Origin of the sequence: Ectothiorhodospira magna (genome assembly GCF_900110965.1) — a bacterium.
Classification (GTDB): domain Bacteria; phylum Pseudomonadota; class Gammaproteobacteria; order Ectothiorhodospirales; family Ectothiorhodospiraceae; genus Ectothiorhodospira; species Ectothiorhodospira magna.
The window spans coordinates 36,902-50,836 of record NZ_FOFO01000009.1 but is presented as its reverse complement, the minus strand read 5'-3'; the positions used below and the strand labels follow the sequence as shown (position 1 = coordinate 50,836).

Annotated in this window: 14 protein-coding genes; 2 read left to right on the top strand and 12 right to left on the bottom strand. The window is 64.4% G+C overall.

Going from position 1 to position 13,935, the window contains the following annotated elements:
* Nucleotides 1-3 precede the first annotated feature (3 nt).
* The 11 genes from BMX62_RS05175 to BMX62_RS05125 all read right to left on the bottom strand — a co-directional run bounded on the left by BMX62_RS05175 (nt 4) and on the right by BMX62_RS05125 (nt 9,811).
* Entirely contained in the window at nt 4-471 is a 468-nt protein-coding gene (locus BMX62_RS05175) for a hypothetical protein (protein ID WP_090205338.1), read from the bottom strand.
* Nucleotides 472-496: 25 nt separating this feature from the next.
* Nucleotides 497-1,063, bottom strand: a complete 567-nt coding sequence (gspM, locus tag BMX62_RS05170) for a type II secretion system protein GspM (RefSeq protein ID WP_090205334.1) — start codon at nt 1,061-1,063, stop codon at nt 497-499.
* Entirely contained in the window at nt 1,060-2,091 is a 1,032-nt protein-coding gene (locus BMX62_RS05165) for a PilN domain-containing protein (protein ID WP_090205330.1), read from the bottom strand. Before BMX62_RS05165 ends, gspM begins: the two co-directional genes overlap by 4 nt.
* Entirely contained in the window at nt 2,064-2,936 is an 873-nt protein-coding gene (locus tag BMX62_RS05160) for a type II secretion system protein GspK (RefSeq protein ID WP_090205325.1), read from the bottom strand. Before BMX62_RS05160 ends, BMX62_RS05165 begins: the two co-directional genes overlap by 28 nt.
* Entirely contained in the window at nt 2,936-3,547 is a 612-nt protein-coding gene (locus BMX62_RS05155) for a prepilin-type N-terminal cleavage/methylation domain-containing protein (protein WP_143339662.1), read from the bottom strand. The genes BMX62_RS05160 and BMX62_RS05155 overlap by 1 nt, the downstream gene beginning before the upstream one ends.
* On the bottom strand, nt 3,544-3,924 hold the full coding sequence (locus BMX62_RS13075) for a PulJ/GspJ family protein (protein WP_238375866.1): 381 nt from the start codon (nt 3,922-3,924) through the stop codon (nt 3,544-3,546). Before BMX62_RS13075 ends, BMX62_RS05155 begins: the two co-directional genes overlap by 4 nt.
* The gene (locus BMX62_RS05145; RefSeq protein ID WP_162273499.1) at nt 3,921-4,397 is read right to left on the bottom strand and encodes a GspH/FimT family pseudopilin; all 477 of its coding nucleotides are present in this window, start codon (nt 4,395-4,397) and stop codon (nt 3,921-3,923) included. Before BMX62_RS05145 ends, BMX62_RS13075 begins: the two co-directional genes overlap by 4 nt.
* Nucleotides 4,375-4,800, bottom strand: coding sequence for a type II secretion system major pseudopilin GspG (gene gspG, locus BMX62_RS05140; RefSeq protein ID WP_090205427.1), 426 nt, complete (start codon nt 4,798-4,800; stop codon nt 4,375-4,377). The genes BMX62_RS05145 and gspG overlap by 23 nt, the downstream gene beginning before the upstream one ends.
* A gap of 81 nt (nt 4,801-4,881) precedes the next feature.
* The gene (locus BMX62_RS05135; protein WP_090205316.1) at nt 4,882-6,114 is read right to left on the bottom strand and encodes a type II secretion system F family protein; all 1,233 of its coding nucleotides are present in this window, start codon (nt 6,112-6,114) and stop codon (nt 4,882-4,884) included.
* Nucleotides 6,107-7,795 carry a GspE/PulE family protein gene (locus tag BMX62_RS05130; protein ID WP_090205423.1) on the bottom strand — a complete coding sequence of 563 codons (1,689 nt, stop codon included), beginning with the start codon at nt 7,793-7,795 and terminating at the stop codon, nt 6,107-6,109. The genes BMX62_RS05135 and BMX62_RS05130 overlap by 8 nt, the downstream gene beginning before the upstream one ends.
* A 102-nt stretch (nt 7,796-7,897) precedes the next feature.
* Entirely contained in the window at nt 7,898-9,811 is a 1,914-nt protein-coding gene (locus tag BMX62_RS05125) for a polysaccharide biosynthesis protein (RefSeq protein ID WP_238375865.1), read from the bottom strand.
* Nucleotides 9,812-9,971: 160 nt separating this feature from the next.
* Between BMX62_RS05125 and BMX62_RS05120 the strand changes: the two genes are divergently transcribed.
* Both BMX62_RS05120 and BMX62_RS05115 read left to right on the top strand, forming a co-directional pair.
* Complete coding sequence (locus BMX62_RS05120) at nt 9,972-11,534, top strand: ATP-binding protein (protein ID WP_090205312.1); 1,563 nt, start codon at nt 9,972-9,974, stop codon at nt 11,532-11,534.
* Nucleotides 11,527-12,789 carry an O-antigen ligase family protein gene (locus BMX62_RS05115; RefSeq protein ID WP_162273498.1) on the top strand — a complete coding sequence of 421 codons (1,263 nt, stop codon included), beginning with the start codon at nt 11,527-11,529 and terminating at the stop codon, nt 12,787-12,789. Before BMX62_RS05120 ends, BMX62_RS05115 begins: the two co-directional genes overlap by 8 nt.
* Here BMX62_RS05115 and BMX62_RS05110 read toward each other — a convergent pair.
* A complete protein-coding gene (locus tag BMX62_RS05110) occupies nt 12,786-13,931 on the bottom strand; it encodes a glycosyltransferase (protein ID WP_162273497.1) in 1,146 nt (381 codons plus the stop codon). The two genes, BMX62_RS05115 and BMX62_RS05110, sit on opposite strands and share 4 nt — an antisense overlap.
* Nucleotides 13,932-13,935 lie beyond the last annotated feature (4 nt).

Sequence of the window (13,935 nt, the reverse complement as noted above, 5' to 3'; positions counted from 1 at the left end):
GGATCAGGGGCGCCGGGGTGGCCCCGGGTCCGATGCCGGCTGGGGCAGGGTCTGGTGGAGAATGGTGCCGGCCGGTCCCCGCAGGATCACCGCGTTACCCTCGATGCCCACCAGGGTCCATTGGTCCAGGGTATCCCCTACCCGCAGCCGCTGTATGCCATTGTCCCGATGGACCAGGATCACACCCTGCTCCCCGGAACCCATCACCCCCCGCAGCCCTTCAATAGGTTGTGCCGTTCCATCGGCCAGTTGGTCCCCGCCGTCCGTGGAGGGCCGTCGCTGGGGCCAGAACACGGGCCGGGCCAAGGCGTCCAGCCCACCCACCGGCCCGGGGCCATGGGAGGCGGGCAGGGTCAATGGAGAAAGCTGGGGCGGCAGGGCCTCGGTCTGCACGCCCTGGGAAGGCTGCCAGGTGCCCACCAGAACCAGAATCAGCAGTATGTTGGTCAGTATCAGACCCTTGATCAACATGGTATGAATGCTCGCTGCAATCCGATCACGTCTGTCGCATGACCGCCAGCCGCAGGGTCATATTGACCCGCTGGGGCGGAGTGGCCTCAGGATCGCTGACCAGGATTGCCGGCTGAAGCTGGACCTGCTCCACGAAAATGGCCGGCGATTCCCCATCCAGGGCCTGCAGAAAACCGATGACCTGCGGCAGGGTACCACCGATACTCAGGGTGATGGAAAACCGCTCGAATGTTCCTTCCATGCGGGGTGAATGTTGATCGGTCCCCTGTAGTTCCAGCCCCGCCGCCTGAATCTGCCCGCGTACCCTGGCCTGCAGATCTCCCAACACCTGGGTGCCACTCAACTGTGCCGGATAGGTTTGCCCCGCCAGATGGTCCCGCACCTGCTGTAACTGCTGTCGCAGGGGAGCTTCCATGTCCACCTGCCCCTGCAGACGGGCCAGCCGGGGCAGATCCCGCTGGATGAGGTCGTGGTACTGGGACCATTTGGCCCAGGCGGTCCCCACCAGCCACATCCAGGGCAACAACAGGGCGGCCACCAGAATAAGTGCCACCCAGGTCTGATCAGTCAAGGTGATGGATCGACGGGTCAAGGCAACAGCTCCATCTCGAAGGCAAACCGTTCCTTGCCGGAACGAGGTTCCCTGGCGATGGGACTGATGGCCCGCACGTGGGCAAACCGGGGCAGACTGTTCAGGGTTTGTTGCAGGGCAGCAGCATTGTTCACCCGCCCGCTGATCACAACCCGCCCTCCCCGGATGTCCATGCGATCCAGCCAGCCATCCTCGGGCACGACGGCGGTGATCAGGTCCAGGATTTCCACCACGTCCAGGGCATCTGCACGCACCTGTTCCAGGGATTGTGCCTGGGCCACCCCGCGTTGCAATGCTTCTCGCGCCTGCAGGGCCGGGGCAGCCTGTTGTTGCCAATGGGCCATCTGGGTATTGAGTTGTATCAGTTCCATGCGCTTTTGGAGCACCGGACTGGCAATACACAGGGCCAGCAACAGGGCCGTCAGGGCCAGCAGTCCCAGCTGGATCAGGCGATGACGGCGAAGACGATCAAGACGGGGGGCTTCTCCATAACCGGGCAGCAGCAGCCACTGCCCCTGTACCCTGGTCCAGATTTCCAGGGTATCGGTCTCCGGTACCGAAGGTAATCGGGCCAGTTGTTCAGCAATGTCCCGGCGGCTGGTCAGTACCCAGAGAATGCGCTGCCGGGGGGCATCGGGCAGAGTGGGCAACCGGGTCCAGGCCCAGACCTGATCTTCGGGTGCAAAGGGGGAGGCCGCTTCCACCATGACCCGGATCATGGCCTGGGTATCGGCCCGACTGGCCCAGGGCATCTCGCGGCATTGGCTCAGCAGACAGGATTCGGGCAGCCAGAGTCCCTGGCCGGCCTGGACGGGGCGGGTGTCGTTGTCCTCCTGGGCCAGCAAACAACCTTCGGGCCACTGCAGCCATTGGGGGGGTTCACCCGGAACCCAAAGACGCAAGATCTGGCGGGGCGGGCGCAACCCTGCTGGCCGCGCTGCCCACAGCAGGGTCCACCCCCGATGCCAACGGGACAGAAGGGCGGCCGCGCTGCCGGTCGTCAGACCTTGTTTGAGGGATTGCAGCATGGAACGCTCGATAAAGCGGTGATTGATGAATGTGCCTGAATGCGGTGCAGGGGGTCCAGAAGCTGCCAATGACGACCACCGGGCAAGCCCGCTGGTGCATGGATCTGGCCCTGTCGCCAACGCCAGTTGGCCTGATGATACTCCACATGGACCACCCAGGCCCTGGCCCGACTGGCCAGCAGATGGCGGGTTTCCAGGCCATCGGTACGCCATTGACCGTCCGGGTTGCGGCGGGTTTCCAGAATGCGCTGGACAACGGCGTCGTCACCTCTGGCCAGCACCCGTAACACCGGCGCCGGGGCGGCTTCCGGGTTGATCTGGCCCCCGGTGACCCGTTGAGGGACGACCAGCGGGGCGATGCTATCATAAATGTCCCGCTCCATGCCGGGGATATCGTGCAACTGTCGCCGGCTGACAAAACCTTCGGGCAGGGTCTGGCGATGGGCCACCAGCGTCTGGGCCAGGAGGCGGGCGCCGTCGGGATCGAGCCGGGCGCCGTAAACGAACATGTCCACCAGCAGTGATTCGCCGGCACTGCTCAGACTGATAAAACCGTTCAGCGGAATGGCCTCCACGGTGAGGTGGTGATCGCCGATCCGGTAAACCAGAGTCACAGCCCTGGATCCGGCTTCGGGACGGGCAGGAAGATCCCTGGCTGCCATCCGCAGGGCGCCGGCCATCAGTGGCTGGATCGTGGCCCGTTCCAGTTGCATCCGGGCCATCTGTGTCTCGCCCCGAACCTGATAGACCATGCCGGCCACCAAAACCGACAGAGCCGCAGTGATCCAGAGCACTGCCAGCAGGGCCAGTCCACGATGCGGGCGAGGGGATGACAGACAGGCCATCACGGCCCCCCCAGGGCAATCAGCAGTTCCGGCCAGTGACGGCCTTCGGCCTGGATCATGATACTGACCAGAGTGGGCAAGCCGGATGAGTCCTGCCACTGGTCATGCCATTGGCCCCGCGCATCCTGGTAACGTACCGCCCAGTGATCCAGTCCCTGGATCAGGACATGCCGCTGCTCTCCTGCCCAGTCGCCATGCCATTGACGCCCCGGATAGGGCATGTAACCCAGTTGCAGGATGCCCTGATCCGGCAGGGCCTGCAGGCGAAATACAAACAGACCACCGGGGGCATGGACGGCCTGTAGTTCCCCCACCCATTGCAGACGCCGGGCATCCCCCTGGAAATAATGCCGGGGCGGGGTGGCGTCCTGATCCGGGTCAGCGTAGGTCACAGACAGGGCGCCGGCCACATGGTGACGCAAAAAATCACTGACCAGCCGCATTTCAGTGACCCGTTGGGCCAGGGCATCGGTGCGGGTGGCCGCATCACTGATACCCCGCAGGCCGGTTATGAGGGACAGCAACAACAGGCTGGTGAGGGTAAGGGCCACCAGCACTTCCACCAGGGTGAATCCTGCAATCGGCATGGCTGATCGGGAACGGCGGTTCACGGACGGATAACCGGCAACACGGTCTGCAACACGATCTGACGGGGGCGGGGGCTACCCCATTCCACTGTGGCCTCCAGCAGCAGAACATCGTCCCTGATGCCATCCTGATCCACACGGGTATCGACCACCGAATGGGTCTGTAGCTGCCAGTGGTAACCGTCGGCGGTATGGCCGTTGTCCCGCACCCCCGATGGGGGCAGCTTTTGATGGGATGCCAGCAGGGATTCAGCCAGCAGCAAGGCGTGGGTATGGCGTTCGGTGATGCCCATATTGGCCACACTGCCGGTCACCGCCTGATACAACACCCCCAGGGACAGGGCCATGATGACGAAGGCCACCAGCACTTCCAGCAAGGAAAAACCGTGCTCGCGGCTCATGATGGGGCCACCGGTTCCTGGGTGACACGGCCCAGCAGCCAGTCCACCCGCAGGCGGGTGCCGTTCCCCGCCGGGCGGATGAGGCTCACGCTGCCGCCGGTGCTGCTGCCATCGGGATAGAAGCGGATGGCGCCGACCCGGTCAGCGGTCTGCTCGATGCGGGCAAACTCGGCCTCCACCTGAAGCCGGCGGGGAATGGACAGGGGCTGACGGTCGGCAAGCTGGATGTGGCGCTGGTGCAGGTCGATGGTCAGGGCCTGGGATTGCCCCGATTGCATGGCCAGATTCCGGGCCAGCCGCATTTCGGTGGCCAGGGCGCGCACGGCCCCCTGGTAATCGGTGGTTTCCCGGAGCCGGTCATAGGCCATGGGAACCAGGGCCACCATCAGGCCCATCACGGCCAGGGCCACCAGCAGTTCCACCAGGGTAAATCCCCGATGAACCCGTGGCCTACCAGTTGCCGATGACGGCATTTTCCCCTTCCCCACCGGGCTGACCATCGGCCCCATTGGACCAGATATCAATGGGACCGCGCTGACCGGGGTTGGCGTAGTGGAAATCACGACCCCAGGGGTCCTTGGGCAGTTCCGAACGGCGCAGGTAGGGGCCATTCCAGCCCGCCACGCCCGGCGGCTGGCGCACCAGGGCCTGCAGCCCTTCTTCGGTACTGGGGAAGCGGCCGGTATCCAGCTTGAACAGTTCGGCGGCCCGTTCCAGGTCCTGGATCTGGACCTGGGCGGTGTCGCTCTTGGCCCCCCCCAGACGGTTGAGGACCATGGGGCCAACCAGGCCAGCCAGCAGGCCGAGAATGACGAGCACCACCAGCAGTTCCACCAGGGTGAATCCGCCGGTACGGGACAACTGACGATGGGCAATGAATTGATGCACGATTAAACTCCTGACTACAAAGGATGTGTCAATCCGGGTTGATGGGGGAACAGGTATCCCTGGGGCGGATCAGGCCACCAGTTCGTTGACCGACATGATGCCCATGAGAATGGCCAGGATGATACCGGCGATGACGATCCCAAGCACCAGGATCAACACCGGTTCCAGGATGGACACCACCCGTTTGACCCCGGCCTGGACTTCATCGTCCTGGACCCTGGCCAGTTCCAGCAGCATGGGTTCCAGTTTGCCGGACTCCTCCCCCACCTGAATCATCTGGATGGCCAGGGGGGAGAACAGTCCGGTGGGTTCCATGGCGGCGGTCATGGCGCCCCCTTGCTTGATCCGGGCGGGCATGTCTGCCAGGGCGCCACGAAGATGGCGGTTGCCCACGGTATCCACCGCAATCTTCAGGGATTCCAGCATGGACACGCCACTACCCAGCAAGGTTCCCATGGTACGGGCAAAACGGGCGGTTTCCAGGGTGCGGATCACCTGTCCGATCCAGGGCAGGGCCAGCCATTGGCGATCCAGCCATAGCCGCCCCGCCTCACTGCGGGGAATACGGTCAATGGCAATCAGTAGTGCCAGCAGCAGCAGCATGAAGGCCCACCACCCTTCGGCGGCCAGATCCCCCAGGGCCACCACGATTTGCGTGGCCAGGGGCAGGCCGTCCCCCATGTCGTCGAACAGGGCCTCGAACTGGGGCACCACGAAGGCCAGCATGATGAACACGGAAAGGGCGGCCACCACCATCAGGATGGCGGGATAGGTCAGGGCGGACACCACGCTGGCCCGCAACTGGCGGGATTGTTCCAGGTGTTCCGCCAGTCGGGACAGGGCGGTGGCCAGTTGTCCCCCGGCCTCTCCGGCCCGGACCATATTGATGTAAAAGTCCCCCAAAAGGGCCTGACGGGGTTCCAGGGCCTGACTGAGCCCCTTGCCCGCCTTGACCCCTTCGAGCCATTCCGTCAGCAGGCGGGTCAGGGCCGGGTCACGGCTCATTCGGCCCAGCACCTGCAAGGCCCGGTCCAGGGGCAGGCCGGCCCGCAGCATGGTGGCCAGATCCCGGGTCAGCCCCAGTATCTGCTGGGGGGTGATCCGGTCCCGGCGGCGACCCAGCCGGGCCAACAGCCCCTCGGTGGGGGGGCGGGCCGACCCGGAGGGGCCGGACTCCAGTTGCAGGGGCATGATGCCCTGTCGCTGCAACTCGCTCAGAGCCAGGGCGCGGGAAGCGGCGCTGATGGTGCCACGGATCTGCCGACCATCGGCCTGGATGGCCCGGTAGGTGAATTCAGGCACTGTCAGTCTCCTGGGCCACGCGCATCACCTCGTCCAGGCTGGTGATGCCCTGGGCCACCTTGCGCAGACCATCCTCGAACAGGGTGGTCATACCCTGGGCACAGGCTTCCTGCTGCAGATGGGTGGCATCGGCACCCGCGAGAATGGCCCGGTGCAACGGATCGGTCATGACCAGCAGTTCGTGGATGGCGGTACGGCCACTGTAACCGGTGTGGCGGCAATGGTCGCAGCCGTTGGCCCGGTAAATGGTATCGCCCGGGCGGCAGAACCGGCCCAGGGCGGGGGTCGATTGCTTCAGGGCAGCGGTGACGGTGGCCGGTTGGCGGCAGTGGGCACATAAGGTACGCACCAGCCGTTGCCCCAGAACACCGATCACCGAAGAGGTGATCAGGTAACGCTCCACCCCCATGTCTTCCAGACGGATGATGGCGCCGGTGGCGGTGTTGGTGTGCAGGGTGGACAACACCAGATGGCCGGTGAGGGCGGATTGCACTGCGATCTGGGCGGTTTCCGTGTCCCGCATCTCGCCGATCATGATGATGTCCGGGTCCTGACGCAGGATGGCCCGCAGGGCATTGGCAAAGGTCAGGCCGATCTGGCTTTTGACCTGGATCTGGTTGATGCCGGGGAGTTGGTATTCCACCGGGTCTTCCACGGTGATGATCTTGCGGTGGTCTGCATCCAGACGGTTCAGGGAGGCGTACTGGGTGGTGGTCTTGCCGGACCCGGTGGGACCGGTCACCAGCAGGATGCCGTGGGGCCGGTCCAGCAGCTGTGCGTACTGGCCCAGCAGATCGTCGTCAAAGCCCATGGTGTCCAGACTGAGGCGGACGTTGCCCTTGTCCAGTACCCGCATGACCACGCTTTCGCCGTGGACGGTGGGCACGGTGGACACCCGCAGGTCCAGGTCCCGTCCCTTGAGACGCATGCGAATCCGTCCATCCTGGGGCAGCCGGCGTTCGGCGATGTTGAGGCGGGCCAGCAGTTTGATCCGGGAGGTGATGGCGGCACTCAGGCCGAAGGGGGGGGATTCCGCCGCCTGCAGCACCCCGTCCACCCGGTAGCGCAGATGCAGTACCCCCTCGAACGGCTCCAGGTGAACGTCCGAGGCATTGAGGTCGATGGCATCGGCCACCAGGGTGTTGACGATCCGGATCACCGGTGCTTCGCTGGCCAGATCCCGCAGATGCTCCACAAATTCACTGTCCGCATCCGCCGCCGCCAGATCCTCCGGCAGGAGGCTGTCCTCCTCCGGACCGGCCTGCAACCGTTCCAGACCGGTCATGATCTCCGATTCCAGGCCCAGTACCGGCTGGATGGTTTTCCGGCTGGCCAGGGCCAGGGCCTTGAGGACATAGGCATCCTGGGGCACGGCCAGGGCGCAGCGGGCGGTGTGGTCAGTGACCGTCAGGGGCAACACCCGATGGGATTGGAGAAAATCCAGGGCCACGCCTTCGAGGGCAGGAAAGGCTTCCGGGTAATCGGCGGCGGTGACCAGGGGCACCTCCAGTTGCGCCGCCAGCACGCGGGCCACGTCCAGTTCCGCACAGAGTCCCAGCCGGATCAGCACCTGCCCCAGCAGCCCGCCCATTTCTCCCTGGGCGAACAGGGCTTTTTCCAGATCCCGGGAAGACAGGTGTCCGGCGGCAACCAGGCGCTCTCCCAGCGGGGTCCGGTTCATGGGCCGGACCTCTCCCCCGGCAAGGGGGATGAGGGCAGGAAGGGGGCTGTGGACCACATACAAGGGACTCCAGGACAACGAAACAGATCGACCACGACGGGCTTATCCCACCGCCTTGATAGGGGTGGGTCTGGTTAAGGGGGACGGTGCCGCCACAGTGGCACGGGCATCGCCATCGACAAACTCAGGCACCAGGGCATGCAAGGCCACCCGGGCCACCTGGGGGTCATCCTGCCGGGAGGCCAGCACCAGCTGGCTCATGCGCCGCTGCAACCATTCCCATTCCACCTGCCGGGCCTGAGCCCGCAGGATCTTGGCGTGGGCGGTGCCCACCAGAGCTTCCTGGCTGTGGAACAGTTCCTCGTGGAGCTTTTCACCGGGGCGCAGGCCGATGAATTCGATACCGATATCAATCTCCGGGTCCAGATCATAAAGACGGATCATCTGTTGCGCCAGATCCACGATGCGGACCGGTTCCCCCATGTCCAGTACGAACACCTCTCCGCCGTCCCCCATGGCGGCGGACTGGAGAATGAGACTGACCGCCTCGGGAATGGTCATGAAGAAACGGGTGACCTCCGGGTGGGTGACGGTCACCGGGCCGCCAGCGGCGATCTGGCGCTCGAACAGGGGAACCACCGAACCGGCGGAGTTAAGGACATTGCCGAACCGGGTGATGATGAAGGCGGTGTTGGAACGGTGCTGCAGGGCCTGGCAGTAGATCTCCGCCGCCCGCTTGGTGGCGCCCATGATATTGCAGGGGTTGACGGCCTTGTCGGTGGACACCAGCAGGAATTTTTCCACCCCGTATTCCACCGCCAGATCCGCCACCAGCCGGGTGCCCAGCACGTTGGTCTTGATGCCTTCGGCGGCGTTGAGCTCCACCAGGGGGACATGCTTGCAGGCGGCGGCGTGGAGCACCACCTGGGGTTGCCATTGTGCAAACACCTGACGCATGCGGCCAGGATCCCGCACATCCCCCAACAGGGTGACGATACGATCCGGCGGAGCCAGTTGGCGCATTTCCTCGTCCATGCGGTAGATGCCGTATTCGCTATGGTCCAGCATGATGACCTTTTCCGGGGCGTAACAGCCGGCCACCTGACGGCAGAGTTCCGAGCCGATGGAACCGGCGGCGCCGGTGATGAGTACCCGCTTGCCGTCGAGGAAGGCATGGAGCACGGCGGTGTCCAGTTTCACCGGCTGACGGCCCAGCAGATCCTCGATGCGGATGCCCCGGATCTGGGAGAGGCGGACGGGATGGCCGTGGAGTTCCTGCAGGGTGGGCAGGGTGAGGCAGGGCACCTGTCGCTGGCGGCAGATGTCGGTGATCCGGCGCATCAGGTCGCTGGAAGCAGAGGGCATGGCGATCAGGACCACCTCGATGGACAGTTCATCCACCAGAGCCGCCAGCAGGGAGATGGACCCCAGCACCCGGACCCCGTGCAGTTCACTGCCCCGTTTGGCCGGGTCATCGTCCAGGAAGGCGATGGGCTGGTAATGGCTGTCCTTGACCAGATCCCGCACCATCATTTCTCCCGCCCGGCCCGCGCCGATGACCAGGGTTCGCTGCCCCTCCCGGCGGCGGTGACCGTGGAACTGGTCCTTGATCCAGCGGTAGACATAACGGGGACCGGCCAGCCCCACCAGCAGGAAAACCGGGTACAGCACCAGCACCGTCCGGGGGACGCCGGATAACTGGAACAGGAACACCAGGGAGGTGATGACGAGGGTGCCCGTGGTCACGGCCTTGAAGATGCGGATCAGATCCGGCAGGGAGGCAAAGCGCCAGATGCCCCGGTACAGGCCGAAGCTCCAGAAGGCGGCGGCCTGTATGGGCAGGCATAGCAGCAGCAGGATCAGCAGACTGCTCCCGTCCTCGACCCCCAGCCCCTGGAAGTTGGCCTGGGCCAGATAACCCAGCAGCAGGGCGAGGGGAATCCAGGCCAGATCATGGAGAAAAGCCAGGGTGCGTTTCAGGCCGATCCGAAAAGCAGTGATGATGGGAAACCTCACGAGCTTGAACTCCTCCTGGGCCTGGGTGTGTCCTGGGCGTCGCGCACCAGTGCCATGATGTGCTGGTGCAGTATGATACCCGCGGCAGCCCCGGCTGTCCCGTGCCTGTCATGCCAGGGACGGGATTCCCGCTACGACCTGCGTCCGGAGCGTTATTTTGATGACTGAAAAACGTGTACTGCCCATCGGCGTTCAAGCCTTTGACAAGATCCGCGAGGGCGACTTTTATTATGTGGACAAGACCGCCCACATCCTGCGCTTGGTCCGGGATGGCAGCTATTATTTCCTCTCCCGCCCCCGGCGTTTCGGCAAGAGTCTGCTGATCGACACCCTGCGCGCCCTGTTCGAGGGGGAGGAAGTCCTGTTCCGGGGGCTGCATGTCCATGACCATTGGGACTGGCGGGTCCGGCATCCGGTCATCCGCATCAGCTTTGCCGACGGGGTGCTCACCACTCGGGAGGCGCTGGATGCCCGTATCCGCGATCAACTCCATCGGCATCGCCACCGCCTGGGTCTGACCCTGGACCGGGAGACGGATATCCCCGGTGAGTTCTCGGAGCTGATCCGCCAGGCCCATGAGCATCATGGTCAGCGGGTGGTGGTGCTGGTGGACGAGTATGACAAGCCCATTCTGGATAACATCACCGACCCGGAGCGGGCCACGGCGCTACGGGAGGGGTTGAAACATTTCTATTCGGTGCTCAAGGACGCGGACCCCCATCTGCACTTCTGCCTGCTTACCGGGGTGAGCAAGTTCAGCAAGGTGAGCCTGTTTTCGGGGCTGAACAATCTTAATGACATCACTCTGGATGCGCCCTATGGAGACATCTGCGGTTATACGGATGAGGATCTGGATACCGTGTTTGCGCCGGAGTTGCCGGGGCTGGACCGGGATCTGATCCGCCGCTGGTACAACGGCTATCGCTGGGGGAGTCAGAGCACCGTTTCGGTCTATAACCCCTTCGACATGCTGCTGCTGTTCCAGAAACGTCTGTTCCGCCCTTACTGGTTCGAGTCGGCCACGCCCACCTTTTTGGTGAAGCTATTGGCGGAACGGGGGCTGTACACCCCTCGTCTGGAGCGGATGGAGTCCCATGTCAGCCTGCTGGGGCAGTTCGACGTGGATCGCATCGGCACCGAGGCCCTTCTGTTCCAGACCGGTTATCTGACCATACATGCCCTGGAGGAACCGGTGCCGGGCTATCCCCTGTATACCCTGGGTTATCCCAATCTGGAGGTGGAGGCCAGTCTCAATCAGGCCCTGCTGCCGGCCCTGGGGCTGGATCCCTCGGAGGCCCAGCGCTATCAGATGAATGCCCTGCGGGCCCTCAAAGCCAATGACATGGCCGCCCTGGAAACCCATCTGCGCGCCCTGTATGCCGCCCTGCCCCATGACTGGTACCGTAATAACCCCATCGCCCGTTACGAGGGCCATTATGCCAGTGTGTTCTACAGCCATCTGGCGGCCCTGGGGCTGAATATCGTGGTGGAGGATGCCTCCAATACCGGCAAGGTGGACATGACCGTGGATTTCAACGGCCATATCTGGCTGTTCGAGTTCAAGGTGGTGGAACAGGTGCCCGAGGGCAAGGCGCTGCAACAGCTCAAGGACCGGGGCTATGGGGACAAGTACCGGGGCCAGGGCAAGCCGGTGCATCTGGTGGGGGTGGAGTTTTCCAGACAACAGCGACAGGTGGTGGGGTTTGAGTGTGAGAGTGTCTGAGACGACCACCGGATGGGCTGACCGCGTCGGCGTGGGCGGCATCTATCTGTTTGCTGCCTTTGCCTGGTCCGGCCCCTCCCCCGCCGCCCTGGGGCTGAGTCTGACCTGCCTGGCCTTTTTGGTACAGATGCCCAGGGCCTGGCCGGTGCTGATGCAGATACCCGCCATCCAGATGCTGGGGGCGGTTCTGTTGTTTCTCATACTGCACAGCGGGGTCCATGTCTGGCTTGATCCCGGCGCCTGGCAGACCCTGGTCGATACCGGGATCAGTCATGCCCAATGGCTGTTGCCGACCGTGGCTGTGCTCTGGTTTCTGGCCGGCCAGCCCCGCCGGGTCATGATCATGCTGACCCTGGCCTGTCTTAGCCTATTGGTCAGACTGCTGTACAACACCCATTGGCCTGATCCCCTGGTCAGTTTTTTCGGCCCCTCCCACGGCTTTGGCATGGCTCAGATTGCCCTGGGGCTTTATCTGGCCACGGCCCTGCTGGGGCTGGCCCTGTTCATGCCGCGACTGGCCGGCTGGCTCCAGTCCCGCTGGCAGCATGGGCTGGTCTGGTGGCTGCTGACGGGCCTGATCCTGCTTTTTGCCCAGGCATTGATGGTGACCCAGTCCCGAGCCACCTGGCTGGCCTTTTTGCTGGTGGCGCCGGTGACCCTGGTGCTGTTCTTCCATCGACATCGCCCCGGTCCCGCCATCCTGGGCATGCTGGGGGCGGGACTGATGCTGCCGCTGGTGCTGATCCTGTGGCTCAATGGAGGGGGGATTCAGGAACGGGTGGCCCAGGAAGCGGACACCCTGGGACATATCCTGGCCCTGGAGACGGCCCAGGTGGCCACGGACTCCGTGGGCCTGCGCTACCATGTCAATCTCCACGGTCTGACCCTGGCCCAGGAACACCCCCTTTGGGGATGGGGGGGCGGCAGCAGTGGTGCCCTGATCGCAACGCATCCCGTGGCCGAGGTCAGCAGTCTGCAGCATTTTCACAATACCTATCTGCAGATTCTGGTGGAATTCGGGCTGGTGGGGCTGGGACTGGCCCTGATGACCGGCACGGTGATCCTGCTGGGGTGGTGGCGGCTGTATCAGACCGGGGAACTCCCCCGTGATCTGTATTTCCTGCTGCTGGGGGCTTCGGCCATGGCCCTGATCTGGAGCCTGTCCAATGTGCGGCTGGAACAGGCGGACATGCGCGCCTACGGCATCATGCTGCTGGCCAGTGGGCTGACCTTCCATCTGGCCCGGTACCGCTAACGGGAAACGCCAGCGTCGCAGACCCGGCGCAGCAGGGCCTCGTAGGCTAGGGCGGTGTTGTCCTGGGTGTAGGCCGCCACCGCATCCCGCAGCCGGGCGGCGGCCGGGGGGCTGTGCAGGGTGGTCAGGATGGCCTGGGCCATGGTGTGGGGACATTGCACGGGCACCAGGGCACCGATGTCCTCGCGCCCCAGGATCTCCCGATGGCCGCCGGGACAGTCGGTGGCCACCACCGGCGTGCCCAGGGCCAGGGCTTCGGTCAGGGCGTTGGGAGAGCCTTCCCGCAGGGACGACAGCACAAACACCTGGGCTGCCCGCAGGAATGGATAGGGGTTTTCCACAAAACCCGGCAGGTCCACCGCTTCCGCCACACCCAGATCACGGGCCAGGGACAACAGTTCTTCCCGCAGATGACCGTCCCCCAAAAGGATCAGGCGGGCGGGCTGTTGCGCCCTGACCAGGGCCAGGGCGCGAATCAGGGTGGCAAAATCCTTGACCCGATGCAGATTGCCCACCCCCAGTATCACCGGCGGCCCCGGTTCACAAAGCCAGTGGTGGGTGGGGGGCATGTCGGCCTGGGCCAGCATGGCGGGGGTGATGACCGGATTGGGGACCAGAAAAATGTCTGCCTCCGGTCGCCCCATGATGGCGGCCACATCCTGGCGCACGGCCTCGGCATTGGCCACCACGGCGTCTGCCTGGATATGGCGCCGGGCGGTGCGATAATGGCTCAGCCAGCGCCGGAACCAGGGCTGCCCCGCCAGTCGGGCGGACAGGGTGGTGCCCGGACGCATCACAATCCGCACTGAACTGCCCGTTCGACGGCGGACGGACAGGGCCAGGTCCAGATCCCGGTCCTTGGCCACCACCAGACACCGGGGGGATATCTGGTTCAGATAATCCCGCAAGAATTTCTGCCGGTCTTTGGCGCGATCAGGCAGAGGATGCAGACGGATGCCCGCCTCCAGCCCGTCCAGATAGGCGCCCCGTGCCGGGGCCAGATAATCCACCCGATGCCCCCGCCGGGCCAGACCAACGGCAGTGTTGAGCATCATGCGCTCCACGCCGCCCCGACCATAGCGGGCGATCATGAAGGCCAGATGCAGAGGATCATTGGACCGGGAATCGATGGTTTGTGACATGGTT

Bases quoted from the DNA above. Each gene is read 5' to 3' on its own strand.
- BMX62_RS05110 (WP_162273497.1), bottom strand. From the start codon at position 13,931: ATGTCACAAACCATCGATTCCCGGTCCAATGATCCTCTGCATCTGGCC.
- BMX62_RS05130 (WP_090205423.1), bottom strand. From the start codon at position 7,795: ATGAACCGGACCCCGCTGGGAGAGCGCCTGGTTGCCGCCGGACACCTG.
- BMX62_RS05175 (WP_090205338.1), bottom strand. From the start codon at position 471: ATGTTGATCAAGGGTCTGATACTGACCAACATACTGCTGATTCTGGTT.
- BMX62_RS05120 (WP_090205312.1), top strand. From the start codon at position 9,972: ATGACTGAAAAACGTGTACTGCCCATCGGCGTTCAAGCCTTTGACAAG.
- BMX62_RS13075 (WP_238375866.1), bottom strand. From the start codon at position 3,924: ATGAGCCGCGAGCACGGTTTTTCCTTGCTGGAAGTGCTGGTGGCCTTC.
- BMX62_RS05160 (WP_090205325.1), bottom strand. From the start codon at position 2,936: ATGGCCTGTCTGTCATCCCCTCGCCCGCATCGTGGACTGGCCCTGCTG.
- BMX62_RS05145 (WP_162273499.1), bottom strand. From the start codon at position 4,397: ATGCCGTCATCGGCAACTGGTAGGCCACGGGTTCATCGGGGATTTACC.
- BMX62_RS05165 (WP_090205330.1), bottom strand. From the start codon at position 2,091: ATGCTGCAATCCCTCAAACAAGGTCTGACGACCGGCAGCGCGGCCGCC.